Origin of the sequence: Sphingobium sp. JAI105 (assembly GCF_015752145.1) — a bacterium.
GTDB lineage: Bacteria > Pseudomonadota > Alphaproteobacteria > Sphingomonadales > Sphingomonadaceae > Sphingobium > Sphingobium xenophagum.
In genome coordinates, this window is the sequence record NZ_JADOUC010000001.1 from 2,592,734 (window position 1) to 2,618,661 (window position 25,928).

General features: G+C 64.8%; 29 protein-coding genes and 1 tRNA gene. 16 read left to right on the forward strand and 14 right to left on the reverse strand.

Translation table 11 applies throughout. The annotated features are described in order from the left end of the window. Positions 1–73: 73 nt before the first annotated feature. The 4 genes from IWY39_RS12385 to hspQ all read right to left on the reverse strand — a co-directional run bounded on the left by IWY39_RS12385 (position 74) and on the right by hspQ (position 3,486). Positions 74–256 (reverse strand): DUF3606 domain-containing protein, encoded by a 183-nt coding sequence (locus IWY39_RS12385; RefSeq protein ID WP_107123438.1) that lies wholly within the window; start codon positions 254–256, stop codon positions 74–76. Positions 257–352: 96 nt separating this feature from the next. Next, a complete protein-coding gene (locus IWY39_RS12390) occupies positions 353–2,314 on the reverse strand; it encodes an OPT family oligopeptide transporter (RefSeq protein ID WP_231377672.1) in 1,962 nt (653 codons plus the stop codon). Positions 2,315–2,408: 94 nt separating this feature from the next. Further along, positions 2,409–3,158 carry a GDSL-type esterase/lipase family protein gene (locus IWY39_RS12395; RefSeq protein WP_107123437.1) on the reverse strand — a complete coding sequence of 250 codons (750 nt, stop codon included), beginning with the start codon at positions 3,156–3,158 and terminating at the stop codon, positions 2,409–2,411. Then, complete coding sequence (gene hspQ, locus IWY39_RS12400; protein ID WP_019051949.1) at positions 3,115–3,486, reverse strand: heat shock protein HspQ; 372 nt, start codon at positions 3,484–3,486, stop codon at positions 3,115–3,117. The genes IWY39_RS12395 and hspQ overlap by 44 nt, the downstream gene beginning before the upstream one ends. Positions 3,487–3,634: 148 nt before the next feature. On the opposite strand from hspQ, the gene IWY39_RS12405 reads away from it, so the two are divergent. The 5 genes from IWY39_RS12405 to IWY39_RS12425 all read left to right on the forward strand — a co-directional run bounded on the left by IWY39_RS12405 (position 3,635) and on the right by IWY39_RS12425 (position 5,930). Continuing rightward, a tRNA-Ser gene (locus tag IWY39_RS12405) sits at positions 3,635–3,724 on the forward strand. 58 nt (positions 3,725–3,782) lie between these two features. Continuing rightward, complete coding sequence (locus IWY39_RS12410) at positions 3,783–4,436, forward strand: glutathione S-transferase (protein WP_107123430.1); 654 nt, start codon at positions 3,783–3,785, stop codon at positions 4,434–4,436. Positions 4,437–4,626: 190 nt separating this feature from the next. Further along, positions 4,627–4,887 carry a hypothetical protein gene (locus IWY39_RS12415; RefSeq protein WP_017181675.1) on the forward strand — a complete coding sequence of 87 codons (261 nt, stop codon included), beginning with the start codon at positions 4,627–4,629 and terminating at the stop codon, positions 4,885–4,887. Between the two features lie 212 nt (positions 4,888–5,099). Next, a complete protein-coding gene (locus IWY39_RS12420) occupies positions 5,100–5,270 on the forward strand; it encodes a hypothetical protein (RefSeq protein ID WP_017181674.1) in 171 nt (56 codons plus the stop codon). A gap of 66 nt (positions 5,271–5,336) precedes the next feature. Then, positions 5,337–5,930 carry a nitroreductase family protein gene (locus IWY39_RS12425; protein WP_107123429.1) on the forward strand — a complete coding sequence of 198 codons (594 nt, stop codon included), beginning with the start codon at positions 5,337–5,339 and terminating at the stop codon, positions 5,928–5,930. A gap of 4 nt (positions 5,931–5,934) precedes the next feature. On the opposite strand, the gene IWY39_RS12430 is transcribed toward IWY39_RS12425, so the two are convergent. Next, on the reverse strand, positions 5,935–6,900 hold the full coding sequence (locus IWY39_RS12430) for an NAD(P)/FAD-dependent oxidoreductase (RefSeq protein ID WP_181316565.1): 966 nt from the start codon (positions 6,898–6,900) through the stop codon (positions 5,935–5,937). A 30-nt stretch (positions 6,901–6,930) separates the two neighbouring features. Further along, on the reverse strand, positions 6,931–7,548 hold the full coding sequence (folE, locus tag IWY39_RS12435; protein ID WP_107123428.1) for a GTP cyclohydrolase I FolE: 618 nt from the start codon (positions 7,546–7,548) through the stop codon (positions 6,931–6,933). 121 nt (positions 7,549–7,669) lie between these two features. On the opposite strand from folE, the gene IWY39_RS12440 reads away from it, so the two are divergent. From IWY39_RS12440 to IWY39_RS12455, 4 genes are read left to right on the forward strand one after another with little or no spacing between them, the layout of a single operon-like run. Then, on the forward strand, positions 7,670–8,257 hold the full coding sequence (locus IWY39_RS12440; RefSeq protein ID WP_181316563.1) for a PAS domain-containing protein: 588 nt from the start codon (positions 7,670–7,672) through the stop codon (positions 8,255–8,257). Positions 8,258–8,269: 12 nt separating this feature from the next. After that, a complete protein-coding gene (locus IWY39_RS12445; RefSeq protein WP_107123426.1) occupies positions 8,270–8,938 on the forward strand; it encodes a DUF969 domain-containing protein in 669 nt (222 codons plus the stop codon). After that, a complete protein-coding gene (locus IWY39_RS12450) occupies positions 8,935–9,870 on the forward strand; it encodes a DUF979 domain-containing protein (protein ID WP_107123546.1) in 936 nt (311 codons plus the stop codon). The genes IWY39_RS12445 and IWY39_RS12450 overlap by 4 nt, the downstream gene beginning before the upstream one ends. Beyond that, entirely contained in the window at positions 9,867–10,880 is a 1,014-nt protein-coding gene (locus IWY39_RS12455) for a DUF2891 domain-containing protein (protein ID WP_107123425.1), read from the forward strand. The genes IWY39_RS12450 and IWY39_RS12455 overlap by 4 nt, the downstream gene beginning before the upstream one ends. A gap of 7 nt (positions 10,881–10,887) precedes the next feature. Here IWY39_RS12455 and dapD read toward each other — a convergent pair whose 3' ends face one another. The 4 genes from dapD to IWY39_RS12475 form a co-directional block, all read right to left on the reverse strand. After that, positions 10,888–11,724 carry a 2,3,4,5-tetrahydropyridine-2,6-dicarboxylate N-succinyltransferase gene (gene dapD, locus IWY39_RS12460; protein ID WP_107123424.1) on the reverse strand — a complete coding sequence of 279 codons (837 nt, stop codon included), beginning with the start codon at positions 11,722–11,724 and terminating at the stop codon, positions 10,888–10,890. Further along, positions 11,721–12,392 (reverse strand): pyrimidine 5'-nucleotidase, encoded by a 672-nt coding sequence (locus IWY39_RS12465; protein WP_107123423.1) that lies wholly within the window; start codon positions 12,390–12,392, stop codon positions 11,721–11,723. Before IWY39_RS12465 ends, dapD begins: the two co-directional genes overlap by 4 nt. 209 nt (positions 12,393–12,601) lie before the next feature. Further along, complete coding sequence (locus IWY39_RS12470) at positions 12,602–13,477, reverse strand: LOG family protein (protein WP_017181664.1); 876 nt, start codon at positions 13,475–13,477, stop codon at positions 12,602–12,604. 73 nt (positions 13,478–13,550) lie between these two features. Next, positions 13,551–14,216 (reverse strand): extensin family protein, encoded by a 666-nt coding sequence (locus tag IWY39_RS12475; protein WP_019051963.1) that lies wholly within the window; start codon positions 14,214–14,216, stop codon positions 13,551–13,553. Positions 14,217–14,407: 191 nt separating this feature from the next. On the opposite strand from IWY39_RS12475, the gene IWY39_RS12480 reads away from it, so the two are divergent. The 4 genes from IWY39_RS12480 to IWY39_RS12495 all read left to right on the forward strand — a co-directional run bounded on the left by IWY39_RS12480 (position 14,408) and on the right by IWY39_RS12495 (position 18,864). Further along, positions 14,408–15,571: a phosphoserine transaminase gene (locus IWY39_RS12480; RefSeq protein WP_107123422.1), complete on the forward strand. Its 1,164-nt coding sequence runs from the start codon at positions 14,408–14,410 to the stop codon at positions 15,569–15,571. Between the two features lie 139 nt (positions 15,572–15,710). Continuing rightward, positions 15,711–17,291, forward strand: a complete 1,581-nt coding sequence (gene serA / locus IWY39_RS12485; protein ID WP_017181661.1) for a phosphoglycerate dehydrogenase — start codon at positions 15,711–15,713, stop codon at positions 17,289–17,291. A gap of 55 nt (positions 17,292–17,346) precedes the next feature. After that, a complete protein-coding gene (locus IWY39_RS12490) occupies positions 17,347–17,730 on the forward strand; it encodes an endonuclease domain-containing protein (protein WP_107123421.1) in 384 nt (127 codons plus the stop codon). A gap of 3 nt (positions 17,731–17,733) precedes the next feature. Continuing rightward, complete coding sequence (locus IWY39_RS12495) at positions 17,734–18,864, forward strand: ATP phosphoribosyltransferase regulatory subunit (protein ID WP_107123420.1); 1,131 nt, start codon at positions 17,734–17,736, stop codon at positions 18,862–18,864. On the opposite strand, the gene IWY39_RS12500 is transcribed toward IWY39_RS12495, so the two are convergent. Then, positions 18,861–19,727 (reverse strand): alpha/beta hydrolase, encoded by an 867-nt coding sequence (locus IWY39_RS12500; protein WP_107123419.1) that lies wholly within the window; start codon positions 19,725–19,727, stop codon positions 18,861–18,863. The genes IWY39_RS12495 and IWY39_RS12500 overlap by 4 nt on opposite strands. A gap of 236 nt (positions 19,728–19,963) precedes the next feature. Between IWY39_RS12500 and IWY39_RS12505 the strand changes: the two genes are divergently transcribed. Further along, the gene (locus IWY39_RS12505; protein ID WP_107123418.1) at positions 19,964–21,253 is read left to right on the forward strand and encodes an adenylosuccinate synthase; all 1,290 of its coding nucleotides are present in this window, start codon (positions 19,964–19,966) and stop codon (positions 21,251–21,253) included. Between the two features lie 50 nt (positions 21,254–21,303). Next, entirely contained in the window at positions 21,304–21,483 is a 180-nt protein-coding gene (locus IWY39_RS12510; protein ID WP_017181657.1) for a hypothetical protein, read from the forward strand. Here IWY39_RS12510 and IWY39_RS12515 read toward each other — a convergent pair. Together IWY39_RS12515 and IWY39_RS12520 are read right to left on the reverse strand one after the other, a co-directional pair. Further along, positions 21,480–22,076: a Pr6Pr family membrane protein gene (locus IWY39_RS12515; protein WP_107123417.1), complete on the reverse strand. Its 597-nt coding sequence runs from the start codon at positions 22,074–22,076 to the stop codon at positions 21,480–21,482. The two genes, IWY39_RS12510 and IWY39_RS12515, sit on opposite strands and share 4 nt — an antisense overlap. Further along, entirely contained in the window at positions 22,073–23,383 is a 1,311-nt protein-coding gene (locus IWY39_RS12520; protein ID WP_107123545.1) for a dicarboxylate/amino acid:cation symporter, read from the reverse strand. The genes IWY39_RS12515 and IWY39_RS12520 overlap by 4 nt, the downstream gene beginning before the upstream one ends. 145 nt (positions 23,384–23,528) lie before the next feature. On the opposite strand from IWY39_RS12520, the gene IWY39_RS12525 reads away from it, so the two are divergent. Next, entirely contained in the window at positions 23,529–24,413 is an 885-nt protein-coding gene (locus IWY39_RS12525; protein WP_107123416.1) for a bestrophin family protein, read from the forward strand. A gap of 85 nt (positions 24,414–24,498) precedes the next feature. On the opposite strand, the gene IWY39_RS12530 is transcribed toward IWY39_RS12525, so the two are convergent. Beyond that, positions 24,499–25,830, reverse strand: coding sequence for a dicarboxylate/amino acid:cation symporter (locus tag IWY39_RS12530; RefSeq protein ID WP_026149480.1), 1,332 nt, complete (start codon positions 25,828–25,830; stop codon positions 24,499–24,501). Positions 25,831–25,928 lie beyond the last annotated feature (98 nt).

A 25,928-nucleotide genomic window follows, 5' to 3' on the forward strand; every position in this document is an offset into this window, starting at 1 on the left:
TATGACGTTACGGCGCGCGCAAGCCGACTGGGGCAGCCCATTTCGTGCGAGAGGCGGTTAATCCCGGCCCACGTCAGGGCGCGACGTTCAGATAGGCCGCGACGGCGTCGACGCTTTCGCCCACCGTATCGACCGCTTCCTCCAGTTCCTCGCGCGATACGCCGAAACGGCGGGTCCAATACTCGACCGCCTCGGCATCATCCAGACTGACCTGGTTTACGTCCGGCGGCCCTGCCTGGTTATGGTCGTTGATCATCGCTGCGCCCGTCTAGTGAGTCTTCCCAAAGTATCAGCAATGCACAAATAGCGATCCGTTTCCGCTTCCCTTTAGGACAGGGCTTGACGGAGGCCGTCAGGCCAGAGGCGCGGAAGCCCAGCGTCTCAACTTGGCGTACAGGCCGCCGATCACCGACGCGAAGATCAGGATCGACAGGGGAATGGCCCAGTGGCTTTCGCCGACCAGCGCGAGGGGGGTATCGCTGTCCGTCGCCGCGACGATCCCGGCGAAGGCGACGCCGAACAGGCTTTCGCCCACGATGAAACCCGTGGCCATCAGCACGCCCATCCGCTCGGCAAATTCCGGGTGCGACTGGCGCAGCGCCCAGCGATTGTAGAGATGGCCGATCACCGCGCCGACCGGGATCAGCAGGGTGAGCGCCATTGGCAGATAGATGCCCATGCCGACCGCCAGCGGGGGCAGGCGCAGCTTGCCCGCCTTGCCCAGCAATTCATCCACCAGCACCACGACCGCGCCGATCCCCGCGCCGATGCCGATCAATCCCCAGTCGAGATCGCCGCCGAGCACGCCCTTGGCCAGGGCCGAAATGAGCGCGGCCTGCGGGGCCGGCAGGGCATTGGGTCCGGCCCCCGGCGCCCCGGCGAAACCGAAGGCGCTGTTGAGCAGGTCGAGCACCGGCGGGATGACGAGCGCGCCGAACAGCACGCCCAGGATGAGTGCGATCTGCTGCTTCCACGGGGTCGCGCCGACCAGCTGGCCGGTTTTCAAATCCTGCAGATTGTCGTTGGAAATGGTGGCGATGCCGAACACGATCGCGGTGGTGAACAGCGCATAGGCGACCAGCGCCTGCGCGCGATCGGGATCGCCGCCGGAGCCGTAGATCGCCGCCAGCATCAGCGACGCGCCCAGCACGGCCAGGATGCCGACGCCCGAAATCGGGCTGTTGGACGCGCCGATCAGCCCGGCCATATAGCCGCAGACCGATGCGATGACGATGCCCGCGACCAGCACATAGGCCAAGGTCAGCGCGATCACCGGAATGGGATTGGCCGCGATGGGGCCGCCCTGGGCAAAAATCCACAGCAGCACGCCGATGGGCAGCATTGACGCAATGATTGTGCCGCCGACAATGCCGATCGGCAGGTCGCGCTCGGTCAGTTCCAGCAGGCCGGCATTGCCCGCCTTGCGCGTGGCGTTGGCGACCATGGCGGACCGGATGCCGCTGACGATGGGGCCAAGGATTTTGAGCAGGGTCCAGATCGCGGCGACGCCGATCGTCCCTGCGCCGATGAAGCGCGCCTTCATGCGGAAGGTGGTGCCGACCAGATCAGCCAGGTCCGCGCCGGCGGGCAAGGGCGCTGTCAGGTAGGGGACGATGCCGACCCAGCTGATCAGCAGGCCCACGAACATGGCAACGCCGACCGACAGGCCGACCAGATGCCCAACGCCGATCAGCGCCATGGAAAAGCTGGTCGACATGGATGTCGCGCCTGCACCGAATTTGAAGAAGGTTGCGGCTTCCTCAGCCAGCAGCCGGGTCTTGGCGACGATGGAAAAGGCAGCGGCGGCCAGCGCGCTCAGCAGGATCGCGGACAGGCCGCGCTTATTTTCTTCCTCGCCCAGCCGCGATCCGGCGCCAACCTTCAGCACTTCGGCGGCGGCGACGCCTTCGGGATAGGGGAGGGGCGATCCGGTGACGAGCGCGCGGCGCAGCGGCACGGAATACATGACGCCCAATATGCCGCCCAGGGCGATGGTGCAGGCCGAAAGCCAGTAGGGAAAGCCCTGCCACCAGCCGATGATGACCAGCCCCGGCAGCACGAAGATGATCGCGGACAAGGTGCCTGCGGCCGACGCGATGGTCTGGACGATATTATTTTCCAGGATCGTGCCGGTTGCGAACAGGCGCAGCACCGCCATCGAGATGACGGCGGCGGGGATCGATGTGGCGAAGGTCAGCCCGATCTTGAGCCCAAGATAGACGTTGGCGGCAGTGAAGATGAGCGTGATGAGCGCGCCGAGGATTACCCCGCGCAGCGTCAGTTCGGCCATCGCGCTGGCCTGTGCCTTCTCCATTGTCACCCTTTATCCCCTTGGCTTGGCGCTTGTCGCCCGGACTTGTAATAATGTTGCTTGGCTATGGATCAATCGGAAAGTGCAATCGGGTGGCTCAGGAGGCCTTTCTTGTCGCATTTGGCGTTTGAGTGGCGTGATCGAGCCAATTGTCGACCAGTCGCGTCCAGCGCTGGTAGCCGCGCGGGTTCATATGCAGTCCGTCCGGGCGAAAGAGCGAGGCGTCGGGCAGGCCGTCACGCGCCAATAACAGGCTGCCGACGTCTAGGAAGGTGAAGCGCTCCTTCGCGGCGCGATGGGCGATCGCCTGATTCACCGCCGCCATTTTGGACCATAAGGTCCAGCGGATCGGGCTGGGTTTCAGGGAAAGGAAGGCGATCTCCGTGCGCGGATAGTCGCTGCGCAGCCGCTTGAGCAGGGTCAATATGTCGTTAGTGACCCGGTCGGGGCTGGCGCCCGCAGCCAGGTCATTCTCGCCGACATAGACGACGATCGTGCGCGGTTCGATCGGCGGGAGAAGGCGGCGATAATAGCGCAACACGTCGGGGGTGCTGGCCCCGCCAAAGCCGCGATTGACGGTCGGAATGTCGGTAAAGCTTGCCGCTATGTCCCACAGTCGGATGCTGGAACTGCCCAGGAACAGGGTCGCGCCATCGACCGGAGGGCTTTTGGCATTGGCCTTGGCAAAGGCCTCGATCTCCCGCGCGAACGGAAAGGCAGGGTCGGGATTGGGCGGCCGATCCTGCGCCTGCGCGCCAGCCGCGCCGGGCACGGCGAGCGCCAGCAGCAGCGCGGCGGTCGCCCTAGTGGCGATGGAGGTGGCGCAGGCGATATTTGCCGTCCGCATAGGCACCGAACATACCTGTAATGGCAGGGTGATCGACCGGCTCGTCACTGTCGTCGGCGATCAGGTTCTGCTGGCTGACATAGGCCACATAGCTGGATTCGCCATTTTCGGCGAGCAGATGGTAGAATGGCTGCTGTTTGTCTGGCCGCGCATGTTCGGGGATGGCGTCATACCATTCCTCGCTATTGGCGAACACCGGGTCAATGTCGAACACGACGCCGCGAAAGCCAAACATGCGATGCTTGACGACGTCGCCAATGCTGAAGCGGGCATGGACAATCGGCGGCGCGCTGACGCCCGTGCCGAAAATCTGAATCGTGTTTCTCATATGTCCAATTTAGGAGCCTTCGCCCGCCACACAAGAAAAATACCGACAAGCCAGCTTGGCAAGGCGGGATTCATTCGCTAATGGCCGCGCTCGACCCGGTTGGGACGGGCTTTTCCTGTGCGAAAAGCCGCATGTCCCGGCCTTCTGCGGAGAGGTGGCAGAGTGGTCGAATGCACCGCACTCGAAATGCGGCGTGCCGGTGACGGTACCCAGGGTTCGAATCCCTGCCTCTCCGCCAGTTTTCTGTCGATCCATTGCTGTCGTGGTGCTTTTGCGCGATAAGGGCGGTGTTTCCCATGTCGTCGCTTCCCATTCTCTACAGCTTCCGCCGCTGCCCTTATGCGATGCGCGCCCGGCTGGCTTTGCTGGTGAGCGGGCAGGGGGTTGCGCTGCGCGAAGTGGTGTTGCGCGACAAGCCGGATGCGTTGCGGCAGGCATCGGCCAAGGCGACCGTGCCGGTGCTGGTGCTGCCCGATGGGCAGGTGATCGACCAGAGTATCGACATCATGCGCTGGGCGCTGGGGCGGGCCGATCCGGAAGGATGGCTGATGCGGGACGATGCTGGCCTGATCGCCGCCAATGACGGCCCGTTCAAGATGCATCTGGACCGGACCAAATATCCCGATCGCCATGGCAGCGATCCGGCGGTCCACCGCGGCGCGGCGCTGGACTGTCTGCATGTGCTCGACCGTCGATTGCACATCAGCGCGCAGCTATGCGGCGCGGTGCGCGGATTGGCCGACATGGCGATCTTCCCCTTCGTTCGCCAGTTTGCGGCAATCGACCCGGCCTGGTTCGAAGCGCAGCCGCTGCCCCATCTGCGTCGCTGGCTCGACATCCATCTGCATGGCCCCCTGTTCGCCGCCGCGATGCTGCGCGTCCCGCCCTGGCGCGAGGGTGATGCGCCGGTGATTTTTCCGCCTGCAGCGGCCAAGGAAACTATCGTCTGAATCGATCGCGAAAAAATTACGGACAGTTCGCAAATATTGCCAACCAATAGTGAAAAATTCACACCATGTTCAGAAGCTGGATCGGAAAGTCACGGTTTTCTGGGGTTTTTTTGAAACTGGCACGCCTCCTGCAATGTTGTTGGCATGATCCAATACGGATCGCCAACCATCATTCAGGGAGACATTCATCATGAAGACCATCGCTTTCGCCGCCGCCGTTGTTGCCGCCACCCTCGCCGTTTCGGCCGCCAGCACCCCCGCTTTTGCCGAGGCACGGGGCAGCTTTGGAAAAGCCAAGGTGACCTATGACGCCAAGACCGACCGCTATTGCTTCCGCGAAACCGTGACCGGTTCGCTGATCCCCGTCACCCAGTGCCAGTCGAAGGGCGAATGGGCCCGCAACGGCCTGACCATCAGCCGCAAGTCGAGCGTCCAGCTGGCCCAGCGCTGACACTGTTGCAGGCACCCGCGTCAGGGTGCCCCCCAATCTTCAGGGTGGCCGGTCCTGCCAGATCGGCCTGACCCGATTCCGGCTGCCGTGCCGGACCCGGCGCGCCACGCCGCCGCCCACCCAAAGCATTTCTGTCTCGCTACCCAGCATTGCTTGCGCGATTTTTGTCTATAGGATCGATAGATAAGCTGCGTGAGTCGGCAGGGGGATGCATGATCGAACGATATGGGCAGGACGGGCGCTTTGCCCGATTGCGGGCGCGGTTGGCGCGGGCGCTCTTGCGCGAACCCACGGTGATTTTGCTGGAGCGGGACGCCGATACCTTCATGCGGGCGCATGATCAGGGCAATCGGCCTGGCCAGCCCTGCGAAGCGATCCGCTGACCCCTTCGCAACTGCAATATCCACCCTATATGGAGGCGGTCTTTCACCTGCACGCAAGGAACCTCCATGGCCACCAGTCCCCGTACCGTGACCCGCGCGGTCGATCCGCTGTTTCTGGAACGCTGGTCGCCCCGCGCCTTTGACAGGTCGCCCATCCCGCAGGGGGATCTCGATACGCTGTTCGATGCGGCCCGCTGGGCGCCGTCGGCGTTCAATTACCAGCCATGGCGTTTTCTCTATGCCCATCGCGACAGCGCCGACTGGAGCCGGTTCCTTGGCCTCCTGCTGCCCTTCAACCAAAGCTGGGTGCAGCATGCCGGCGCGCTGGTCTATATCCTGTCCGACACGCTGACTGCCGCGCCCGGATCGGACGATTTCAAGCCGTCGCACAGCCACAGTTTCGATGCGGGCGCGGCCTGGGCCTTGCTGGCGCTGCAGGCGACGCGGCTGGGCTATCACACCCATGCGATGAGCGGCGTGGATTTCGATGCCGCCCGCGCCGAACTGGCGGTGCCGGACCGTTTCCGTATCGAGGCCGCGGTGGCGATCGGGCGGATGGGCGACAAGTCGGCCCTGCCCGAAGCCTTGCAAGCGCGCGAGGTGCCGAGCGACCGCAAGGATATCGCGACGTTCGCCCGACCGGGCAATTTCGTGGATTAAGGCGTCAGCCCGACCGGGCAACCGGCAGCGTCAAATCCTGCGCAACCCGCGCGCCGAGCATCCGGCCAGACAGCCAGGCCAGTTCGACGCGCGGGCCCAGTAGCCAGTCGCCGCACGCGCCCAGCCGGATATGATCGTTCCACAGCGCGCCATTGTCGGTGCCGCGCGTCATGGCGAAGCGCCAGCGGTGCGCGGTAAGGTACGCCACGGGCGGCAACGCGGCCCCGCCGGTCATCTGCCCCAGCGCATCGAGCAACAGGGGGGCGATGGTGTCGGGGCTTTCTTCCAGATGGGTGGCCGACCAGGCGCCATTGGCCTGCACGACCCAGGCTTCCGGCCCGTCGCGTCCCGGCTTGGCGCTGTTGCGCGCCGCCCATGACAGGATGCCGCCGCCGGTCAGATGATCGACCGGCAGGTCGACGGGTTCGGTAAAGGCGATCATCGCGGTCCAGCAGGGTTGCGATCGCGCCGTCATCGCCACCCGCGCCATGGCCAGATCGTGCAGGCCCAATATGGTGGCGGCCTGTTCCGAAGGCAGCGCGACGATGGCCGCGTCAAACGGCCCCTCCATGCCCTCGTCCAGCCGCACCCACCAACCGGCCGCGTCGCGTTGCAGGCCATGGACATGATGCAGGAAATCCACCCGATGGGCGCCCGCCATATGGCGGATCGGCGCGTTCATCGCCGGGTTGCCGATCCAGGCGTCGGCCCCGGCTTCAGGCCAGGGAACAGCGACCCCGGCTGCGGCCCAGCCATCGACCTGAAGGCGGAACAGCGGGTCGCGCACGGTAAAATATTGGGCGCCATGATCGAAACTGGCGGTGCCGATCGCGGTTTCCACCCGGCGGGTAGACATGCGCCCGCCCGGCCCGCGCCCCTTGTCGAACAGGCGCACGGCGATGCCATCCTCCGCCAGCCGGTCGGCGCAGGCCAGCCCGGCCATGCCTGCGCCTATGATTGCCAGCGTCACCCTGTGATGTCCTGTTTCAATAGCCCACCGTCAATAGCCCATCAGCGCAAGCAGTTCGCGGCGGCTGGCGCGATCGTCGAGGAAGCAGCCGAGCAGGCGGCTGGTGACCATCGCGACGCCAGGCGTACGCACGCCCCGGCCCGTCATGCAGCCATGCTGCGCCTCTATCACCACCGCGACGCCATGGGGCTGGAGATGGTCCTGAATGCTTTGCGCCACTTCGGCGGTCAGCCGTTCCTGCACCTGCAACCGCCGGGCAAAGCCGTGCAGCACGCGGGCAAGCTTCGATATGCCCACCACCCGGTTGCGCGGCAGATAGGCGATCGAAGCCTTGCCGGTGATCGGCGCCATATGATGTTCGCAATGCGACTGGAACGGAATGTCCTTCAGCAGGACGATCTCGTCATAGCCGCCGACTTCCTCGAACGTGCGGGACAAATGGCGGCCGGGATCTTCCTCATAGCCGGTGCAATAATCGCGCCATGCCCGCCCGACCCGTGCCGGCGTATCGCGCAACCCTTCGCGGTCCGGATCGTCCCCGGCCCAGCGAATCAGCGTTCGTACCGCGTCCTGCACGGCTTCAGGCACGATCGGGCGGCCATCATCGTCGAAAGCATAGCCGCCAAGGCCAGTGGGGATAAAATTCATGGCCTTTCCCTTTCGTTCATCAGGGGCCTGGTGCAGCCTGCTTGCGGCAGGCGGGGCATTTGGGGCAACATGCCCAAAGGGGCACCGCATCCGCCGATCGCCCGCCAGTCTGTGAGTGCCCATGTCTCTGTCTGAAATGATCGCCAACAGCGCGATCGCCGCCGTGATCAGCAACCCCCGCCTGCCCGACAATCCGATTGTCGAATGCAATGAAGCCTTCATTGCGCTGACCGGCTATACGCGGGATGAAATTGTCGGGCGCAATTGCCGCTTCCTGTCCGGGCCGGATACCGAACCCTGGCTCAGCGAGACGATCCGCGCTGGTGTGCGCGAACGGCGACCGGTGCTGGTGGAGATATTGAATTACCGCAAGGACGGCACGCCGTTCCGCAACGCCGTGATGGTCGCGCCCATCTTTGGCGTCGATGGCGAACTGGACTATTTTCTGGGCTCGCAAATGGCGGTGGAAGCCCCGGACGCGACGGGCGCGGAACGGTCGTCGGGCGCGCGTGAGCGGATCGCTGCATTGACGTCGCGCCAGCGTGACGTGCTGATCGCGATGGCGGCGGGCAAGCTCAACAAGCAGATCGCCTGGGATCTGGGCCTGACCGAACGCACGGTAAAGATGCACCGCGCCGCGATGCTCAAGGCGCTGGGCGTCAGGACCGGGGCGGAAGGGATCAGGCTGGCGATAGAGGCTGGCTATTAGGGCGCCCGACTGATGTGGGTGCTGCTCGGCATCGCGGTGATCGTTGCGGGTTTCGTGCTGCGCTTCAACCCGCTGCTCGTCATCCTGGCGTCGGCGGTCGTGACGGGGATCGCTGCCGGGCTTGATCCGCTCGCCATCCTCGCCGCCTTTGGCAAGGCGTTCAACGAAGCGCGCTATGTCAGCATCATCTGGATCGTGCTGCCGGTGGTCGGGCTGCTGGAGGCGCATGGGTTGCAGGAACGCGCGCGCGGATTGATCGGGCGGATGCGCGGGGCGACGGTCGGGCGCTTCCTGACCTTCTATCTGCTGGCGCGGCAGGGATTGGCGGCGGTGGGGCTGACATCGGTGGCGGGCCATGCGCAGACCGTGCGCCCGCTGGTCGCGCCGATCGCCGAAGCCGCCGCAGAACGCCAGTCGGGCGATCTGGACGATGCGGAGCGGGAGCAGGTCAAGGCGATGGCGGCGGCGACCGACAATGTCGGGCTGTTCTTTGGCGAGGATATATTTCTGGCGATCGGGTCGATCCTGCTGATCAAGGGGCTGCTGGAACAATATGGGATCAACCTTGAGCCGCTCCAGCTGTCGGTCTGGGCCATCCCGACCGCGATTGCCGCCTTGCTGATCCACGGGTTCAGACTGTGGCGGCTCGACCGTCGCCTGAACCGGGCGGAACGGCCATGATCACGCTGCACTGGGTCTATGCGCTGGCAGGCGCGATCTTCGCCGCCTTTGCGCTGCTGGGCGTCAACGACACCAGCAATCTGCGCGCCCGGCGGACGGCCGCTTTCTGGGCGCTGCTGGCGCTGTCGATGTGGGCCGGGGATTCGCTGGGCGATCTGGGCAATGGCGTGCTGGTGCTGGGGCTGGTGGCGCTGGCGGCGTCCGGGCTGGGCCGGGGCGGCGGCATGGTGCCGGACAGGGTGCGGCAGGAACGGGCGGGGCGTTTTGGCAACGGGCTGTTCGCCATTGCGCTGGTGATACCGGCCACCGCTTTGGTCGGCACCTTGCTCTTCAAGGGCGTGCCAACCTGGGTCGATGGCAAGCAGGCGACGCTCATTGCGCTGGCGCTGGGCGTGGTGATCGCCCTGATGGCTGGCTGCCTGTGGTTGCGCGCCGGGCCGATCGTCCCGATGCAGCAGGGGCGGCGGCTGATGGATCAGGTCGGCTGGGCGGCGATCCTGCCGCAGATGCTCGCCAGCCTGGGCGCGGTATTTGCGCTGGCCGGGGTCGGTGACGCGGTCGGCGGGCTTGTGAGTCAGGCAATTCCGCAGGGCAGTTTGCTTGGCGCGGTGATCGCCTATGGCCTTGGCATGGCGCTCTTCACCATCGTCATGGGCAACGCCTTTGCCGCTTTCCCGGTGATGACCGCCGCTATCGGCATCCCCCTGCTGATCCGCACCTATCACGGCGATCCCGCGATCGTCTGCGCCATCGGGATGTTGGCGGGTTTCTGCGGGACACTGCTGACGCCGATGGCGGCCAATTTCAACCTCGTCCCTGCCGCCCTGCTGGAACTTAAAGACAAGCATGGCGTCATCAGGCAACAGGTCGGCACGGCTTTGCCGCTGCTGGCCGTCAACATCGCGCTCATTTATTGTCTGGCTTTCCCATGACGTACCTGACCCCCGACATGGCCAATGGTTTTGCTACGCTGACCCTGTCCCATCTGGGACGGCGCTACCCTTACAAGATGGATCTGGTGCTGGCTGGGCCGCAGGATGCGCGCGAACCGGCTGACCATCATCCGATCTTCCACGGCAGTTTCGACTGGCATAGCTGCGTCCATGGCTGGTGGCAGGTGATGCGGCTGCTGCGCCTCTACCCGGACATGCCGCAGGCCAGCGCGATCCGGGCGCAGGCGGACGCAATGCTGGTGCCGGACAAGGTGGCGGGCGAACTCGCCTTCCTCGCGCGGCCCACTGCCACGGGTTTTGAACGGCCCTATGGCTGGGCGTGGGCGCTGGCCCTGCATGGCGAACTGGCGCGGCATGAAGCGCCCTGGGCGGCGGCGTTGGAACCATTGGCGCTGGCCTTCGCCGCGCGCTTCCACGACTTCCTGCCCAAACTTACCTATCCGCCGCGCGTCGGCACCCATTTCAACATCGCCTTTGCCCTGACGCTGGCGCTGGAATGGGCCGAAGGGCGCGATCCCGCGCTGGTGGCGCTGATCCGCGATCGGGCGCTGCACTGGTTCGGCGATGATCGCGCCTGCCAGGCATGGGAGCCGGGCGGCGACGAATTTCTCTCGCCCGCTCTGTGTGAGGCGCTGTTGATGAGCCGCGTGCTGGCGCGTGCCGATTTTGCCGACTGGTTCCACGCCTTCCTGCCGCATCTGGCGCAGGGTGAACCGGCGACCTTATTCACCCCCGCGACCGTGTCGGACCGCAGCGATGGCAAGATCGCCCATCTCGATGGCCTGAACCTCAGCCGCGGCTGGTGCTGGCGCGCGATTGCCGCTGCGCTGGGACCGGGCGATCCGGTCGCGGCATCAGCGCTGGATGCGGCGGAACGGCATATCGCCGCCAGCCTGCCCCATGTCGCTGGCGACTATATGGGGGAACATTGGCTGGCGACGTTCGCGCTGCTGGCGCTGGAACAACCCTCCCCGGCACGGGGAGGGTGAATTTGGATCAATCCCGCAGCAGGTCGTTGATCCCGGTCTTGGACCGGGTCTGGGCGTCCACCCGCTTGACGATCACGGCGCAATAGAGGCTGGGTCCGGGCGTGCCGTCGGGCAGCGGCTTGCCGGGCAGCGATCCCGGCACGATCACCGAATAGGGCGGCACTTCGCCCATGAACACTTCGCCGGTCGCGCGGTCGATGATCTTGGTCGACTGGCCGATGAATACGCCCATCGACAGGACCGACCCCTTGCCGATGCGCACGCCTTCGACCACTTCGGACCGCGCGCCGATGAAGCAGTCATCCTCGATGATGACCGGGTCGGCCTGCAACGGTTCCAGCACGCCGCCAATGCCGACGCCGCCGGACAGATGGACATTCTTGCCGATCTGCGCGCAGCTGCCCACCGTCACCCAGGCGTCGACCATCGTGCCTTCATCCACGAACGCGCCGATATTGACGAAGCTGGGCATCAGGATCGCGTTCTTGGCGATATGCGCGCCCGCGCGGGCAAGTGCGCCCGGCACCGCGCGGAAACCGGCGGCGCGGAACTCCGCCTCGCCCCAGCCTGCAAATTTGCTCGGCACCTTGTCCCACCAATAACCGCCACCGGGACCGTTTTCGATCAGCACATTGTCATTCAGGCGGAAGGAAAGCAGCACGGCTTTCTTGAGCCACTGGTTGACCTGCCAGCCATCGGCAGTCGGCTCGGCGACGCGCGTCTTGCCGCTGTCCAGCAGGGCCAGCGCCGCGTTCACAGCATCGCGCACCGCCCCTTGCGTGGTCAGGCTCACATTGGCCCGGTCCTCCCAGGCGGCGTCGATTATGCTTTGCAGGTCGGTCATGCGCTTTCCCCAAAAATGCCGGCCAGAAACGGCCTCAGATGATCAGTCTCGAAATCGATAAAATCGGGATGATGGTCATGATTGCCCGCTTCGGAGCCATTATTGACCCAGATGGTCGCCATGCCGATCGCCTTGGCGGGCCGCAAATTGCGCGCCATATCCTCGAAAAAGGCGGCGCGGGTCGGGTCGACATCATGGACGCGGCACAATTCGGCATAGCCCGACGGATCGGGCTTGGGCACATATTGGCAGGCATGAATGTCGTGGATCTGTTCGAACAGGCCGGACAGGCCAAGCTTGTCGAGCACGCGGCCGGCATAGTCCGCATCGCCATTGGTGAAGATCAGGCGGCGGCCCGGCAGCGCGGCGATATGGGCATTCAGCTCCGCATCGACCTCCAGCCGGTCCATCGATATGTCATGAACATAGTCGAGAAAGTCGCGCGGGTCGATGCCATGATGGTGCATCAGCCCCGACAGGGTCGTGCCATGCTCCATGAAATAGCGCTTCTGCGTCTGCCGCGCGATGATCGGGTCGCAGCCTAGCAACCCCTGGATGAATTCGCCCATCTTCACGTCGATCAGCGCAAACAGGTCCGCCTTCGCCGGATAGAGCGTGTTGTCCAGATCGAAGATCCAGGTGTCGACATGGGCCAGATCGGCAAGCATGGCCGCGCCCTAGTCCCGTGCGCCGGGAAGGGCAAGCCACTAACCCTTCTCCCCGTGCGGGAGAAGGATACATAGCCTTGGCCCGAAGGGCCTAGGCGAAGTTGGAAGAGGGGGATGGGCATGGCGTGCGACGCACCCCCTCTCCGGCTGCGACCAGGCGGCAAAGCCGACAAGCCTCGCTTCCCTCTCCCCCATGGGGAGAGGAGTGATCAACATCCCAGCGGTTCGCTGTCCTCATAAAAGGCCTGCACCGCCTGCCATGCTTCGTCGGCGCTTTCGACCCAGGTGATGAGGTTGAGGTCAGCCGGCGCAATCACGCCTTCGTCGGCCAGCGCCTCGAAATCGACCACCCGGTTCCAGAATTCCTTGCCGAACAACAGGATGGGAATGGGCTTCATCTTGCCGGTCTGAATGAGGGTCAGCAGTTCGAACATCTCGTCGAACGTGCCAAAACCGCCGGGGAACACCGCCAGCGCCCGCGCCCGCAACAGGAAATGCATCTTGCGCAGCGCGAAATAGTGGAACTGGAAACTCAGTTCCGGCGTGACGAAGCGATTGGGCGCCTGTTCGTGGGGCAGGACGATGTTCATGCCGATCGTGGTCTGGCCGACATCGGCCGCGCCGCGATTGGCCGCTTCCATGATGGAAGGGCCGCCGCCTGAACAAACGACGAAGTGGCGGCATCCCGCCGCATTCACCGGATATTGCGCTGCGATGCTCGCCAGCTTGCGGGCTTCATCATAATAATGCGCCTTCTTGCCCAGATTTTCGGCAATACGCTTCTGTTCCGGCGTGGTCGCAGCGTCGATCCGGGCCTGTACCTGGTCGGGTTCGGGAATGCGGGCGGAACCATAGAAAACGAAGGTCGATTCGATTCGCGCTTCGTCCATCAACAATTGCGGCTTCAGCAATTCCAGCTGGAACCGGACCGGGCGCAGATCCTCGCGCAGCAGAAATTCGGTGTCCTGAAAGGCCAGCCTGTAGGCGCTGCTGCTGGTCTGGGGCGTATCGATCGCCTTGCGGGCGTCGGCCGCCTCCTGACTGGCGGGGCGGAATTTGCGTTCTTCAATGTCTTTTTTTGTCATCCCTACGACTTAAGGGGCGCAGATGACATTGCCAAGGCGGATTACCTGCAAAACCCGCCCTCCTGTTTGGCGCTCAACGGCAAAACCCGCCGCGCCCGCCCATGTCGAAATGAAAATGGTCGCGATGGGCCGCGTTATAATCGGGGCTGAGGACGGTATTGAACCGCTTGCAGGCGCTGGCGTGGATGACCTTGAGGAACTGGCGCGTCTCCCGATCGCCGTTCCATCCCTGTTCGACACTGATCTTGCGCCCGTCGGCCATCACGAAAGCGGCGACGTCGATCGCGTTGCTATGGGCATGTTCGGACAATTTACCAAGGCCTGCGATGGGCCGACAATTATAGGTGCCGAACGTCTCGATCCGCACAATCTCCGTCCCCAATATGGCGCGCGCGGCGGGTTGCACGCCATAGCGCGCCCAGGCGGCGAAATTGGCGGCCAGCTGGCAAGTCATCGCGCCCAGATTGGTCGCGGGTACGCCAAAGTCGATCAGCTTGACGCTGCTCAGCGCGCTGCACCCGCCGCCGAACGTCCGGTCGGGCAGGGGGGTATAGGCGATCGCCTGCGCATTGAGCTTCGCCAGACACTGGCGAAACGCCATCGGCTGCGGCGCTGCGGGACGCGCGGGCTTGGAGACGCGCGCCACACGGCCGCGCGGCACCAGATCGCCGCCGCACGCGCTCAGCATCATCGCCATCGTCACGGCCAGCGCCGCGCCGCGAAACATCGTCATCGTCATCGCCCGCTCTATCAGGAGCCAGCCATGGTAGCAGGACAAGTCTTGCTGATGGTTAACGGCGGGCACGGCTCGTCCCGTTTTTAGCACTGGGTCATTTTCGCAACCGGCTTGACAGGTCCGCCGAAATCTCTAGGGCGGCCGACGGGCCACGCGGTCCCAACGCCGCGCTGCTCTCTGTAAGGAGAAGCTACATGACTGAAGTTACCGAAGCCGGCGCCCGTATTGCGCCTGCCGCCAAGCCGACGACTCTGCCGGCTCGCCCCTTTTTCTCTTCCGGTCCCTGTGCCAAGCCTCCGGGCTGGAGCGCCGCTGCGCTCGCCACCGACTCGCTGGGCCGCTCGCACCGTAGCAAGATCGGCAAGAACCGCCTCGCTTACTGCATCGACCTGATGCGCGAATTGCTGAACCTGCCCGACACCCACCGCATCGGCATTGTCCCCGGTTCGGATACCGGCGCCTTTGAAATGGCGATGTGGACGATGCTGGGCGCGCGCCCGGTCACGACCATCGCCTGGGAAAGCTTTGGCGAAGGCTGGGTGACCGATGCCGCCAAGCAGTTGAAGCTCGACCCCACCGTCATTCGCGCCGACTATGGCCAGCTGCCTGATCTGTCGGCGGTCGATTTCAGCACCGACGTGCTGTTCACCTGGAATGGCACCACGTCGGGCGTCCGCGTCCCCAATGCCGATTTCATCCCGGCGGATCGCGAAGGGCTGACCTTCGCCGACGCGACCAGCGCGGTGTTCGCCTATGACATCGACTGGGCGAAGATCGACGTCGCCACCTTCTCCTGGCAGAAGGTACTGGGCGGCGAGGGCGGCCATGGCGTGCTGATCCTTGGTCCCCGCGCCGTTGAGCGCCTCGAAACCTACACCCCCGCCTGGCCGCTGCCCAAGGTGTTCCGGCTGGTGTCGAAGGGCAAGCTGGCCGAAGGCGTGTTCAAGGGCGAAACGATCAACACCCCGTCCATGCTGGCGGTCGAGGATGCGATCTTCGCGCTGGAATGGGGCAAGTCGATCGGCGGCGCCGCTGGCCTGATCGCCCGCAGCGACGCCAATGCGGCGGCTCTGGACAAAATCGTGGCGGAGCGCGACTGGCTCGGCCATCTCGCGGTCGATGAAGCCTCGCGCTCGAAAACCAGCGTCTGCCTGACCGTCGCGGGTGCCGACGAAGCCTTTATCAAGGCCTTCGCCGCATTGCTCGAAAAGGAAGGCGCCGCGTTCGACGTCGCGGGCTATCGCGATGCCCCCGCCGGGCTCCGCATCTGGTGTGGCGCGACCGTCGATACTGCCGACATCGAAGCGCTCGGTCCCTGGCTCGACTGGGCCTATGCGACCGTAAAGGCTGCCGCTTAACATATTGCCTGTTCCCGTTCGCCCTGAGCGAAGTCGAAGGGCTCGGCCGACCGGAAGGGAGGCCACTTCGCTTCGCTCAGTGGAGGGCTTCGACTTCGCTCAGCCCGAACGGCTTTCTTATTCCAGAAGGATCACATCCATGCCCAAGGTACTTATCAGCGACCAGATGGACCCCCGCGCCGCCGCCATTTTCCGTGAGCGCGGCGTCGAAGTCGACGTCATCACCGGCAAGACCCCCGAAGAGTTGAAGGCCATGATCGGCCAGTATGACGGCCTTGCCATCCGGTCCTCGACCAAGGTGACCAAGGACATTCTCGACGCCGCCACCAACCTCAAGGTCATTGGCCGCGCTGGCATCGGCGTCGACAATGTCGACATCCCCTACGCCTCGGCCAAGGGCGTGATCGTCATGAACACGCCGTTCGGCAACTCGATCACCACCGCCGAACATGCCATCGCGCTCATCTTCGCGCTGGCGCGCCAGATTCCCGAAGCCAACACCCAGACCCAGCAGGGCCTGTGGCCGAAAAACGGCTTCATGGGCGTGGAAGTCACCGGCAAGACGCTGGGCCTGATCGGCGCGGGCAATATCGGCTCGATCGTCGCCAGCCGCGCGCTGGGCCTGAAAATGAAGGTGGTCGCCTTCGATCCGTTCCTGACGCCGGAACGCGCCATCGAAATGGGCGTGGAAAAGGCCGATCTCGACACGCTGCTGGCGAAGGCCGACTTCATCACGCTGCACACGCCGCTGACCGACCAGACCCGCAACATATTGAGCCGCGAAAATCTGGCCAAGACCAAGCAGGGCGTGCGTATCGTCAACTGCGCACGCGGCGGACTGATCGACGAGGCCGCGCTCAAGGACGCGCTCGATTCGGGCCATGTCGCGGGCGCCGCGCTGGACGTGTTCCAGACCGAACCGGCCAAGGAATCGCCCCTGTTCGGCACGCCCAACTTCATCTGCACCCCGCATCTGGGTGCGTCGACCGATGAAGCGCAGGTCAATGTGGCGTTGCAGGTCGCCGAACAGCTGTCCGACTATCTGCTCGACGGCGGCATCACCAATGCGCTCAACGTGCCCAGCCTGTCGGCGGAGGAAGCGCCCAAGCTCAAGCCCTATATGGCGATTGCCGAGAAGCTGGGCAGCCTGGTCGGCCAGCTCGAAGGCGACCAGATCACCGGCGTTGCGGTAGAGGTGGAAGGCCATGCCGCCGAACTGAACCAGAAGCCCATCACCGCCGCCGTGCTGGCGGGCCTGATGCGCGTCTATTCGGACACGGTGAACATGGTCAACGCGCCCTTCCTGGCCAAGGAACGCGGCCTTGACGTGCGCGAAGTGCGCCATGACCGCGAAGGCGATTATCAGACGCTGGTGCGCGTCACCGTCACCACCGAAAGCGGCGAGCGTTCGGTCGCGGGCACCTTGTTCGGCCATGCCAGCCCCCGTCTGGTCGAACTGTTCGGCATCAAGGTGGAGGCCGATCTCGACGGCACCATGCTCTACATCGTCAACCAGGACGCGCCCGGTTTCATCGGCCGCCTGGGGTCGACGCTGGGCGCAGCCGACGTCAATATCGGCACCTTCCACCTGGGCCGCCGCAACCAGGGCGGCGAAGCGGTGTTGCTGCTGTCGGTCGACGGCACCGTCACCGAACCGCTGCGCTGGGAAATCTGCAACCTGACCGGCGTGAAGCAGGTGAAGGTGCTGCGCTTCGCCTAAGCTGCCCTAAAAGCCCTCTCCCCTTGGGGAGAGGGTTGGGAGAGGGGGAGCAACGATGCGGCTGGACCCAACGCTCAAACAGCGCGCCAAGGATATGCGCGCCAACCCCACGCCCGCCGAACAGAAACTCTGGCTGGCCCTGCGCGCCAACCGTTTCGAAAACCGGCAATTCACGCGCCAGACCATCATCGCGCCCTATATCGTCGATTTCGCGTCAAAGGCTGCGCGCCTCATCATCGAAGTCGATGGGGATACACATTACGTCAAAGATCGCTATGACGCCCGGCGAACCGAGTTTCTGGAATCGCTGGGCTATCGTGTGATCCGTTTTGCCAATCCCGATGTGATGGATAATGTCGAGGCTGTGCTGGGCGTGATTGCGCAGGCGTTGCGCGCTTCCCCCTCTCCCCAGCCCTCTCCCCTAGGGGAGAGGGAGTAAAGGATGACCATGATCCCGCCCAGCCTCCTTCCAGAGGGTCTGTCCGACCGCCTGCCGCCGCAGGCCGAAGCCTCCGCCCGGCTTGCCCGCCGCGTTCTGGATACGGTTGCGACTCATGGCTATGAACGGGTCATGCCGCCGCTCGCGGAGTTTGAGGATACGCTGACCCAGCGCCTCAAATCCATGCGCGCGCAGGATCTGGTTCGCGCTGTCGATCCCGTGTCGCAGCGCAGCCTGGCGCTGCGCCCGGACATGACGGCGCAGGTCGGCCGCATCGCCGCGACTCGCCTGGCCACCGCGCCGCGCCCGCTGCGCCTTTCCTATGCCGGGCCGGTGATCCGCCTCAAAGCCAATCAGCTGCGCCCGGAGCGGGAGAAGTTGCAGGTCGGGGCCGAACTGATCGGGTCGGACAGCGTCACGGCCGTCGTCGAGATCGTCAATGTCGCGATCGAGGCGTTGCAGGCGGCGGGCGTCAGCGGCCTTACCATCGATTTCACCCTGCCCGACCTGATCGACATGCTGGCCGCCGGTCCGTTGCCGCTGGCGGCGGGCGAACTGGAAGCGGTCCGCACTGAACTGGACGCCAAGGATGCAGGCGCCCTCGTTGCGCTGGGGCCGCAGGCCGCGGCCTATCTGCCGTTGATCGAGGCGACGGGTCCGTTCCACGCCGCGATGGAGCGGCTCGAAGCCTTCAATGCCAGCCTTGGCGGCGCGATCGACAGCCGCATCGCGGGCCTGCGCGCCATCGCCAAGCCGATCGGCTGGGACATCACGCTGACGCTCGATCCGACCGAGCGGCACGGTTTTGAATATCAGAACTGGTTTGGCTTCTCGATCTTTGCCGAAGGCTTTATCGGCGAAATCGGCCGGGGCGGCAGCTATGCCATCCTGCGCGCCGATGGAGAGGAGGAGCCAGCCATCGGCTTCTCCCTTTATCCCGATCCGCTGATCGACGCTGGCTTTGGCGACAAGGCGCCCCGGCGACTGTTCCTGCCGCTGGGCGCGGATGCGGCGCGGGCGGCTGCATTGCGGGCCGAGGGCTGGCACACGGTCGCCGCGCTGGTCGGCGATGAGGATGGCGCAACATTGCGCTGTTCGCATTGGCTCGATGGCGCGGAACTGCGCGCCTTCTAACGCAAGACTCGCGCCAGCCAGTCGTCGACCACCGCCGTGCCCGGATAGGCCGGATCGCCCATCTGCCGGTTGATCTGCATATGGCCGCGCAGCCCGCGCCCCTCCAGCGCGCGTATCTCGACGGGCGTACCCGCGCGCTTCAAGGCTGCGGCCAGCGCCTGCGACTGCGCCGTGCCATCGTCCCGGTCGACATGCAGGATCAGAAAGGCCGGGGCGTTGGGCCGGGCGGCATGGCGAGTCGGCGACAGGGCCTGTTGCCGCGCGGGATCGGTGCCGAACGCCTGTTCATAGGTGCCCTTCATGAACCGGCCCGATTGCGCCATTTGCGCCGCCACGTCATAGGCCGCCCCATCCAGCGGGATGATGCCGCGCACGGCGTCGGGCGACAGCCCTGCTTTGGCGAAATAGCGCATGTCCGTTCCCACCAGCGCGACCAGATGCGCGCCCGCACTATGCCCCATCAGCACGATCCGGCCCGGATCGACCCCCAATGTCGCCGCGCGGCGGCGCAGGAAGGCAACGGCATCGGCCACGTCCTGCGCCTGCTGCTCGACCGTGGCGCCAGGCACCAGGCGATAGTCGATGGACGCGAAAGCATATCCAAGCTGTTGATAATGAACGGATTTATAGCGTCCTGTGGCATTGTCCTTGCTACCGCGCTTCCATCCCCCGCCATGGACGAAGATCACCAATGGCCGCGCTATGTTCGGCTTGCTGTCGGTTTTGCCCGGCCAGAAATCCAGCGTCTGCGCCGGATCGCTGCCATAGGCCATCACTTGTTCGCCGGGCGGCGCGCGCAGCGGCGCTCCATGCGCGGGGGACAGAAGCGACAGGCACAGGACAAGGATCAAGGCTATCCGCACGGCGTATCTCCACGAACGACGGATAATCAAGATCGCGCGCCTGCTTCCCCACGTAAAGCCGTTGCGCTGTATCAAAGTGTAATCGTCCCTCCGCCTTGACGCGCCAGCCCCGCGCCGCTAACCCGCGCCCGCACCGGGTGCCCCATATTCTGTCGGGCGCCCAATCGATCCTACCGGCATGTCGAGTCCCGTCGAAGGGCATGGCCGGTCCGCGCGGCGGGCGGAGATCTGTATCCATGGCAAATGTAACCGTGATCGGCGCCCAATGGGGTGACGAGGGCAAGGGCAAGATCGTCGACTGGCTGTCGGAGCGCGCCGATGTCGTCGCCCGTTTCCAGGGTGGCCATAATGCCGGCCACACGCTCGTCGTGGGCGAGAAAGTCTATAAACTCTCGCTGCTGCCGTCGGGCATCGTGCGCGGCACGCTGTCGGTGATCGGCAATGGCGTGGTGCTCGATCCCTGGCACTTCCGCGATGAAGTCGCCAAGCTGACCGCGCAGGGCGTGTCGATCACGCCCGACAATCTCCAGATCGCCGAAACCTGTCCGCTGATCCTGCCCTTCCACCGCGACCTTGATGGCCTGCGCGAGGATGCGAGCGGCGCGGGCAAGATCGGCACCACCCGGCGCGGCATCGGCCCGGCCTATGAGGACAAGGTCGGCCGCCGCGCCATCCGCGTGTGCGACCTTGCTCATCTCGACGATCTTGGCCCGCAGCTGGACCGGCTGACCGCCCATCACGACGCGCTGCGCGCCGGTTTTGGCGAACCGCCGATCGACCGCGCCGCGCTGATGGCGGAACTGACCGAGATTGCCGATTTCATCCTGCCCTTCGTCAAGCCCGTCTGGCTGACGCTCAACCGCGCCAAGGCGGCGGGCAAGCGCATCCTGTTCGAGGGCGCGCAGGGTACGCTGCTCGACATCGACCATGGCACCTATCCCTTCGTCACCTCGTCCAACACGGTCGCGGGCACGGCGGCCAGCGGCACCGGCCTTGGCCCCAATGCGGCGGGCTTCGTGCTGGGCATCGTCAAGGCTTATACCACCCGCGTCGGCTCCGGCCCGTTCCCGACCGAGCTGGAGGACGCCACCGGCCAGCGGCTGGGCGAGCGCGGCCATGAATTCGGCACCGTCACCGGCCGCAAGCGCCGCTGCGGCTGGTTCGACGCCGTGCTGGTGCGCCAGTCGATCGCCGTGTCGGGCGTCACCGGCATCGCGCTGACCAAGCTTGACGTGCTGGACGGGTTCGACACGCTCAACATCTGCGTCGGCTACAAGATTGGCGACCAGACCTACGATTATCTGCCCGCCCATGCCCAGGATCAGGCCAAGGCCCAGCCGATCTACGAAACGATCGAAGGCTGGCACAACACGACCGCCGGCGCGCGCAGCTGGGCGGACCTTCCGGCGCAGGCGATCAAATATATCCGCCGGATCGAGGAACTGATCGGCTGCCCGGTCACGCTCGTATCCACCAGCCCGGAACGCGAGGATACCATCCTGGTGCGCGATCCGTTCGCGGATTAAGGGTATAGGGGGGGGCGAGCACAGCCTGCGATCTTTCCGAAGGACGACACATGGCCGAGAAATTCGAACGGCACCGGCAGCCCTGGACCCAGGACGAGATCCAGAAGCTGCACCTGCTGGCGAAAAAGGGCATGGGCCTCAAGGCCATTGCCAAGGCGCTGACCCGGACCGAGGAATCAACGAAGGCCCGCGCCAAGGAAGACGGGCTGAATATCGCCAAGCTGCGTTAGCCGCTCCGGGCCATGCGCCGGTCGATCCAGACCAGCGCATGGCCAGCCGCGACGAAGCCCATGGCGATCAGCACTGCATTGACCAGCACCGTGCCGATGCCGATCTTCGCGACGTCGATGAACGGATAGGCATAGCGTCCCTCCGCCATGCCGCGCAGCAAGGCATAGGGCAAATAGAGCGCGGGAAACAGCGTCCATCCCCATGGATCGCGCGATCGCAACTGGCCTCGCACCGCAAAGGCGATCCACCACAAGGGGACCAGTACCGGCGTCACCTTGTGCAGAAGCGTATCGGCGAGCAGCGCGCCGCCGCTCAACGTCAACAGTCCGCGCAGCAGCAGGCCATAGATAATCCCGACCAGCAGGATCGCCAGCATGACGCCTGCCAGTCGGCGCGGATGCGGCCGGCCACCGATCGCAAGCCAGCCAAAGGCCAGCGCGACGAGCAGATTGGTCAGCACCGTGAAGTAGCGCAGCAATGTCCAGAGCGTGCCTGCTACCGACCCGGTCTGGTCCAGCGTCGCCGCGAACTGCACGACCAGCCCGGCCAGTGCGACAAGCGCCACGATCGCCGCCGCCATCCTTGCCATCATGGCTGGTCCTCCTCACCCGCCGCGATCACCGTCGCCGCGACCAGATCGCCGGTTACGTTCAGCGCGGTGCGGCACATGTCGAGCAGCCGGTCGACCCCCAGCACCAGCCCGATCCCTTCGGGCGGAATGCCGACCATGCCCAATATCATCGCCACCACCGGCAACGATCCGGCCGGTACGCCCGCTGTCCCGATGCCGCCCAATATGCACATCATCATCACCATGACCTGCTGGGCGATGCTGAGTTCGATACTGAAAAACTGGGCGAGGAAGATCACCGTAATCCCCTCGAACATCGCCGTGCCATTCTGGTTGGCGGTCGCGCCGATGGTCAGGACGAAACGGCTGATGCGGCGGGGCAGGCGCAATTCCTCTTCGGCCACGCGCAGGGCGGTCGGAAGGGTCGCGTTGGAAGAGGCGGTGGCAAAGGCCATCACCGTCGCCTCCTGCACGGCGGCGAAGAAGCGAAGCGGCGATCGTTTGGCGATGAAGGTGATCAGCAGCGAATAGATGCCGAACATCTGGATCGCCAGCGCCAGCAGCACCACGCCGACATAGGCGGACAGGCGGATCAGCAAATCCCAGCCGAAATGGGCGGCCAGGTTGAACATGAAACAGGCGATGGCGATCGGCGCCAGGCGGATGACCAGTCCCATCAGCCGCATCGTCACCGACAGCAGGCCCTCCATTGCGCTCAGCAGCAATTGCGTCTGCGGCGTCCGCACCAGCATCAGTCCGATGCCAAAGAACAGGGCAAAGACCATCACCGCCAATATGTCGTTGCCCGCCATGGCTGCGACGATATTGTCGGGGATCATCGCGATGAAGGCGGCCATGCCCTGCGGCGCGTCATCGCCCCGGCTCAATATCGCCTTCGCGCCCGGTGCCGCGTCGTTCAGCATCGCCCGCGCCATGGCCGGGTCGATGCCCGCACCGGGCCGGAGCAGGTCGACCACCAGCAGGCTGACCGCCACCGCAATGGCCGACACGATCAGCGTGTAGACCAATGTGCGCAGCCCCACGCGGCGCAGCGCGCGGATCTCGCCCATTTCGGCGATCCCCACGATCAGCGCCGACACCAGCAACGGAATGACCAGCATGAACAGCAGGCGCAGGAAAATCTGGCCGATCGGCCCGGTCACATAGGTCGTGACATGATCGACCCAGCGCGCGTCGGGCGCGGCCATATAGACGGCCAGGCCCACCACCAGTCCTATGACGAAACCCGCCAGCATCTGCCACTGGAGCGACAGGGCCGCCGTCCTTGTGCCGGTTTCAGCGCTTGGTTCCTGGCTCGTGCCGGTCAATGGCCTGTCCTCCTGTTGCCGCATCTGCCCAACGGTCCGGCCCGGCTGCGAGTTGCACTCTAACGCACAGGTCATTTCGCTATAGCATCAAGGGAGCTTTCATGCGCCTCTTGCGTTGGCGCGGTCCTGTCCTTTGGAGAATTGCATGATCGTCGACCCCGTCCCCAGCCTGCATCGGATGGCCGCCGAGGTGTGGAAGCCGCTGACCCTGTTGTTCGTGTGGGACTGCGTCGTCACGATCACCTACTATGTGCTGCCGTTCAAGGCGCCCGGACTGCCGCTGACCATCTTCGGCACCGGACTGGCGCTGTTCCTGGGATTCCGGTCCAATTCCGCCTATCAGCGCTGGTGGGAAGGGCGCACGCTGTGGGGCGCGATGATCAACGCATCGCGCAGTCTGGCGCGCGCGACCCGCAACTTCCTGCCTGATCCGGACGGGCGCGAATTGAAGCGGGAGATCGTCAAGCGCCAGATCGCCTATGTAAATGCGCTGCGCTGCCAGTTGCGGCGGCTGCCGATCGACGACGATGTCACCCGCTTTCTGGAGGAAAAGGATCAGGGGCTGGCGCTCGCCCGCGTGAATGTCGCCAACGGACTGCTCGACAGCACCGGGCGGCGCATCGACATCGCCCGGCGCACGGGGTGGATCGACACGATCCAGCAGACGCAGATGGAGGCGGTGCTGGTGGACATCGCCAACGCGCAGGGGGGGATGGAGCGGCTCAAAAATACCCCGCTGCCGGTGCAATATCGCTATCTGCCGACCATCTTCACCCATCTCTTCTGTCTCTTCCTGCCGCTGGGGCTGGTCGAAACGCTGGGGCTGGCGACGCCGCTCGGCTCCACGGTCGCGGGTCTCATGTTCCTGGCGGTGCTGCGGATCGGCGACGATCTGGTCGATCCCTTCGCCAACACGGTCCATGACGTGCCGCTCAACGCCATGTGCCACACGATCGAGATCGACCTGCTCCAGTCGATCGGCGATCCCGCGCCCGAACCGCTAAAGCCTGTGCGTGGGGTGTTGTGGTAGAGACGCCCGTGTTCCCGCGCAGGCGGGAACCCAGTTCCGACGTTTGGACTGGGTTCCCGCCTGCGCGGGAACACTATAGCGTCGGTTACCCCTTACGCTCTTCCTCCAGCATGTCCGGCGCCAGTTCCAGCCCGGCGCGGCCATGCGCGGCGGTATGCGCCGGTGCCTTGGGATGGGGCACGTCGATCGGTTCCTCGACCTCCAGCATCCCTTCCCATTTGGTGATCACCGACGTCGCGATGGCATTGCCCAGCACGTTGGTCGCGGTACGGCCCATGTCCATGAAATGATCGACCGCCAGGATGAAGGCGACGCCCTCGACCGGCAGGTCGAACTGGCCCAGCGTGGCGGCGACTACCACAAGGCTGGCGCGCGGCACGGCGGCGATGCCCTTGCTCGTCACCATCAGCACCAGCAGGATCGTGATCTGCGTCGCGATCGGCAAATCGATGCCATAGGCCTGCGCGATGAAGATAGTTGCGAAGGTCGAATACATCATCGACCCGTCAAGGTTGAAGCTGTAGCCCAGCGGCAGCACGAAGCTGTAGATGCGGCGCGGCACGCCGAAGCGATCCAGTTGCTCCAGCATCTTGGGATAGGCGGCTTCGGACGATGCGGTGGAGAAAGCGATCAATATCGGTTCGCGGACATAGCGGACCAGCTTGAACATCCGCTTGCCCAGGAAGATCGATCCCGCCGCGAACAGCAGCAGCCACAGCGCGCCCAGCGCGATATAGAATTCGCCGATCAGCTCGCCAAAGGTGACGAGCACGCCCAGCCCCTCGGTCGTCACGACCGACGCGAGCGCCCCGAACACGGCGAAGGGCGCGACGCGCATGACATAGCCTGTCACCTGCAACATCAGTTCGACCATCGATTCGATGACGGTGACGACCGGCTTGCCCTTCTCCCCGATCGCGGTCAGCGCGACGCCGACGAACAGCGAGAATACGACGATCTGAAGGATCGAATTTTCCGCCATCGCGCCGACCATGGAGGTCGGAAAGACGTGCAGGATGAAATCACGGAAATTCAGCGCTTCGGTATTCACGCCCGAATCCACGCCCGACCGGACCAGGTTCAGCCCTTCGCCCGGTGCGAAGAAGTTGACGAACATCAGCCCCAAAGTCAGCGAAATCAGGCTGGCGATCACGAACCAGGCGAGCGCCCGCCCGCCGATCCGCCCCAGCGCCGCGCTGTCGCCCATGTGGGCGATGCCCGCGACCAGCGTGGAAAAGACCAGCGGCGCAATGATCATCTTGATCAAATGCAGAAATATGTCGGCCAGCAGGTGGAAATAGCCGGCCACATCCTTGGCCAGCGTCTTGTCGCTGCCAACCCACAGATTGGCCGCGAAGCCGACAATCACCCCCAAAACCATGCCGGTGAGAATGAAGGCGGTCAGTCTGTTACGCATCCGTGTCCCTCTAGGCCGCAGGAGCCACCGGCTCCGCACTTCTTTTACATGTGTCAGGCCGACACCTAACAGGCCCATGGGCCAGCGGCAATCGGCGC

What these genes read in the sequence shown, in the direction of transcription:
- IWY39_RS12385 (WP_107123438.1), bottom strand. Translation starts at nt 256, where the DNA reads ATGATCAACGACCATAACCAGGCAGGGCCGCCGGACGTAAACCAGGTC.
- IWY39_RS12390 (WP_231377672.1), bottom strand. Translation starts at nt 2,314, where the DNA reads ATGGAGAAGGCACAGGCCAGCGCGATGGCCGAACTGACGCTGCGCGGG.
- IWY39_RS12395 (WP_107123437.1), bottom strand. Translation starts at nt 3,158, where the DNA reads ATGCGGACGGCAAATATCGCCTGCGCCACCTCCATCGCCACTAGGGCG.
- hspQ (WP_019051949.1), bottom strand. Translation starts at nt 3,486, where the DNA reads ATGAGAAACACGATTCAGATTTTCGGCACGGGCGTCAGCGCGCCGCCG.
- IWY39_RS12410 (WP_107123430.1), top strand. Translation starts at nt 3,783, where the DNA reads ATGTCGTCGCTTCCCATTCTCTACAGCTTCCGCCGCTGCCCTTATGCG.
- IWY39_RS12415 (WP_017181675.1), top strand. Translation starts at nt 4,627, where the DNA reads ATGAAGACCATCGCTTTCGCCGCCGCCGTTGTTGCCGCCACCCTCGCC.
- IWY39_RS12420 (WP_017181674.1), top strand. Translation starts at nt 5,100, where the DNA reads ATGATCGAACGATATGGGCAGGACGGGCGCTTTGCCCGATTGCGGGCG.
- IWY39_RS12425 (WP_107123429.1), top strand. Translation starts at nt 5,337, where the DNA reads ATGGCCACCAGTCCCCGTACCGTGACCCGCGCGGTCGATCCGCTGTTT.
- folE (WP_107123428.1), bottom strand. Translation starts at nt 7,548, where the DNA reads ATGAATTTTATCCCCACTGGCCTTGGCGGCTATGCTTTCGACGATGAT.
- IWY39_RS12440 (WP_181316563.1), top strand. Translation starts at nt 7,670, where the DNA reads ATGTCTCTGTCTGAAATGATCGCCAACAGCGCGATCGCCGCCGTGATC.
- IWY39_RS12445 (WP_107123426.1), top strand. Translation starts at nt 8,270, where the DNA reads ATGTGGGTGCTGCTCGGCATCGCGGTGATCGTTGCGGGTTTCGTGCTG.
- IWY39_RS12450 (WP_107123546.1), top strand. Translation starts at nt 8,935, where the DNA reads ATGATCACGCTGCACTGGGTCTATGCGCTGGCAGGCGCGATCTTCGCC.
- IWY39_RS12455 (WP_107123425.1), top strand. Translation starts at nt 9,867, where the DNA reads ATGACGTACCTGACCCCCGACATGGCCAATGGTTTTGCTACGCTGACC.
- dapD (WP_107123424.1), bottom strand. Translation starts at nt 11,724, where the DNA reads ATGACCGACCTGCAAAGCATAATCGACGCCGCCTGGGAGGACCGGGCC.
- IWY39_RS12465 (WP_107123423.1), bottom strand. Translation starts at nt 12,392, where the DNA reads ATGCTTGCCGATCTGGCCCATGTCGACACCTGGATCTTCGATCTGGAC.
- IWY39_RS12470 (WP_017181664.1), bottom strand. Translation starts at nt 13,477, where the DNA reads ATGACAAAAAAAGACATTGAAGAACGCAAATTCCGCCCCGCCAGTCAG.
- IWY39_RS12475 (WP_019051963.1), bottom strand. Translation starts at nt 14,216, where the DNA reads ATGACGATGACGATGTTTCGCGGCGCGGCGCTGGCCGTGACGATGGCG.
- IWY39_RS12480 (WP_107123422.1), top strand. Translation starts at nt 14,408, where the DNA reads ATGACTGAAGTTACCGAAGCCGGCGCCCGTATTGCGCCTGCCGCCAAG.
- serA (WP_017181661.1), top strand. Translation starts at nt 15,711, where the DNA reads ATGCCCAAGGTACTTATCAGCGACCAGATGGACCCCCGCGCCGCCGCC.
- IWY39_RS12490 (WP_107123421.1), top strand. Translation starts at nt 17,347, where the DNA reads ATGCGGCTGGACCCAACGCTCAAACAGCGCGCCAAGGATATGCGCGCC.
- IWY39_RS12495 (WP_107123420.1), top strand. Translation starts at nt 17,734, where the DNA reads ATGACCATGATCCCGCCCAGCCTCCTTCCAGAGGGTCTGTCCGACCGC.
- IWY39_RS12505 (WP_107123418.1), top strand. Translation starts at nt 19,964, where the DNA reads ATGGCAAATGTAACCGTGATCGGCGCCCAATGGGGTGACGAGGGCAAG.
- IWY39_RS12510 (WP_017181657.1), top strand. Translation starts at nt 21,304, where the DNA reads ATGGCCGAGAAATTCGAACGGCACCGGCAGCCCTGGACCCAGGACGAG.
- IWY39_RS12515 (WP_107123417.1), bottom strand. Translation starts at nt 22,076, where the DNA reads ATGATGGCAAGGATGGCGGCGGCGATCGTGGCGCTTGTCGCACTGGCC.
- IWY39_RS12525 (WP_107123416.1), top strand. Translation starts at nt 23,529, where the DNA reads ATGATCGTCGACCCCGTCCCCAGCCTGCATCGGATGGCCGCCGAGGTG.
- IWY39_RS12530 (WP_026149480.1), bottom strand. Translation starts at nt 25,830, where the DNA reads ATGCGTAACAGACTGACCGCCTTCATTCTCACCGGCATGGTTTTGGGG.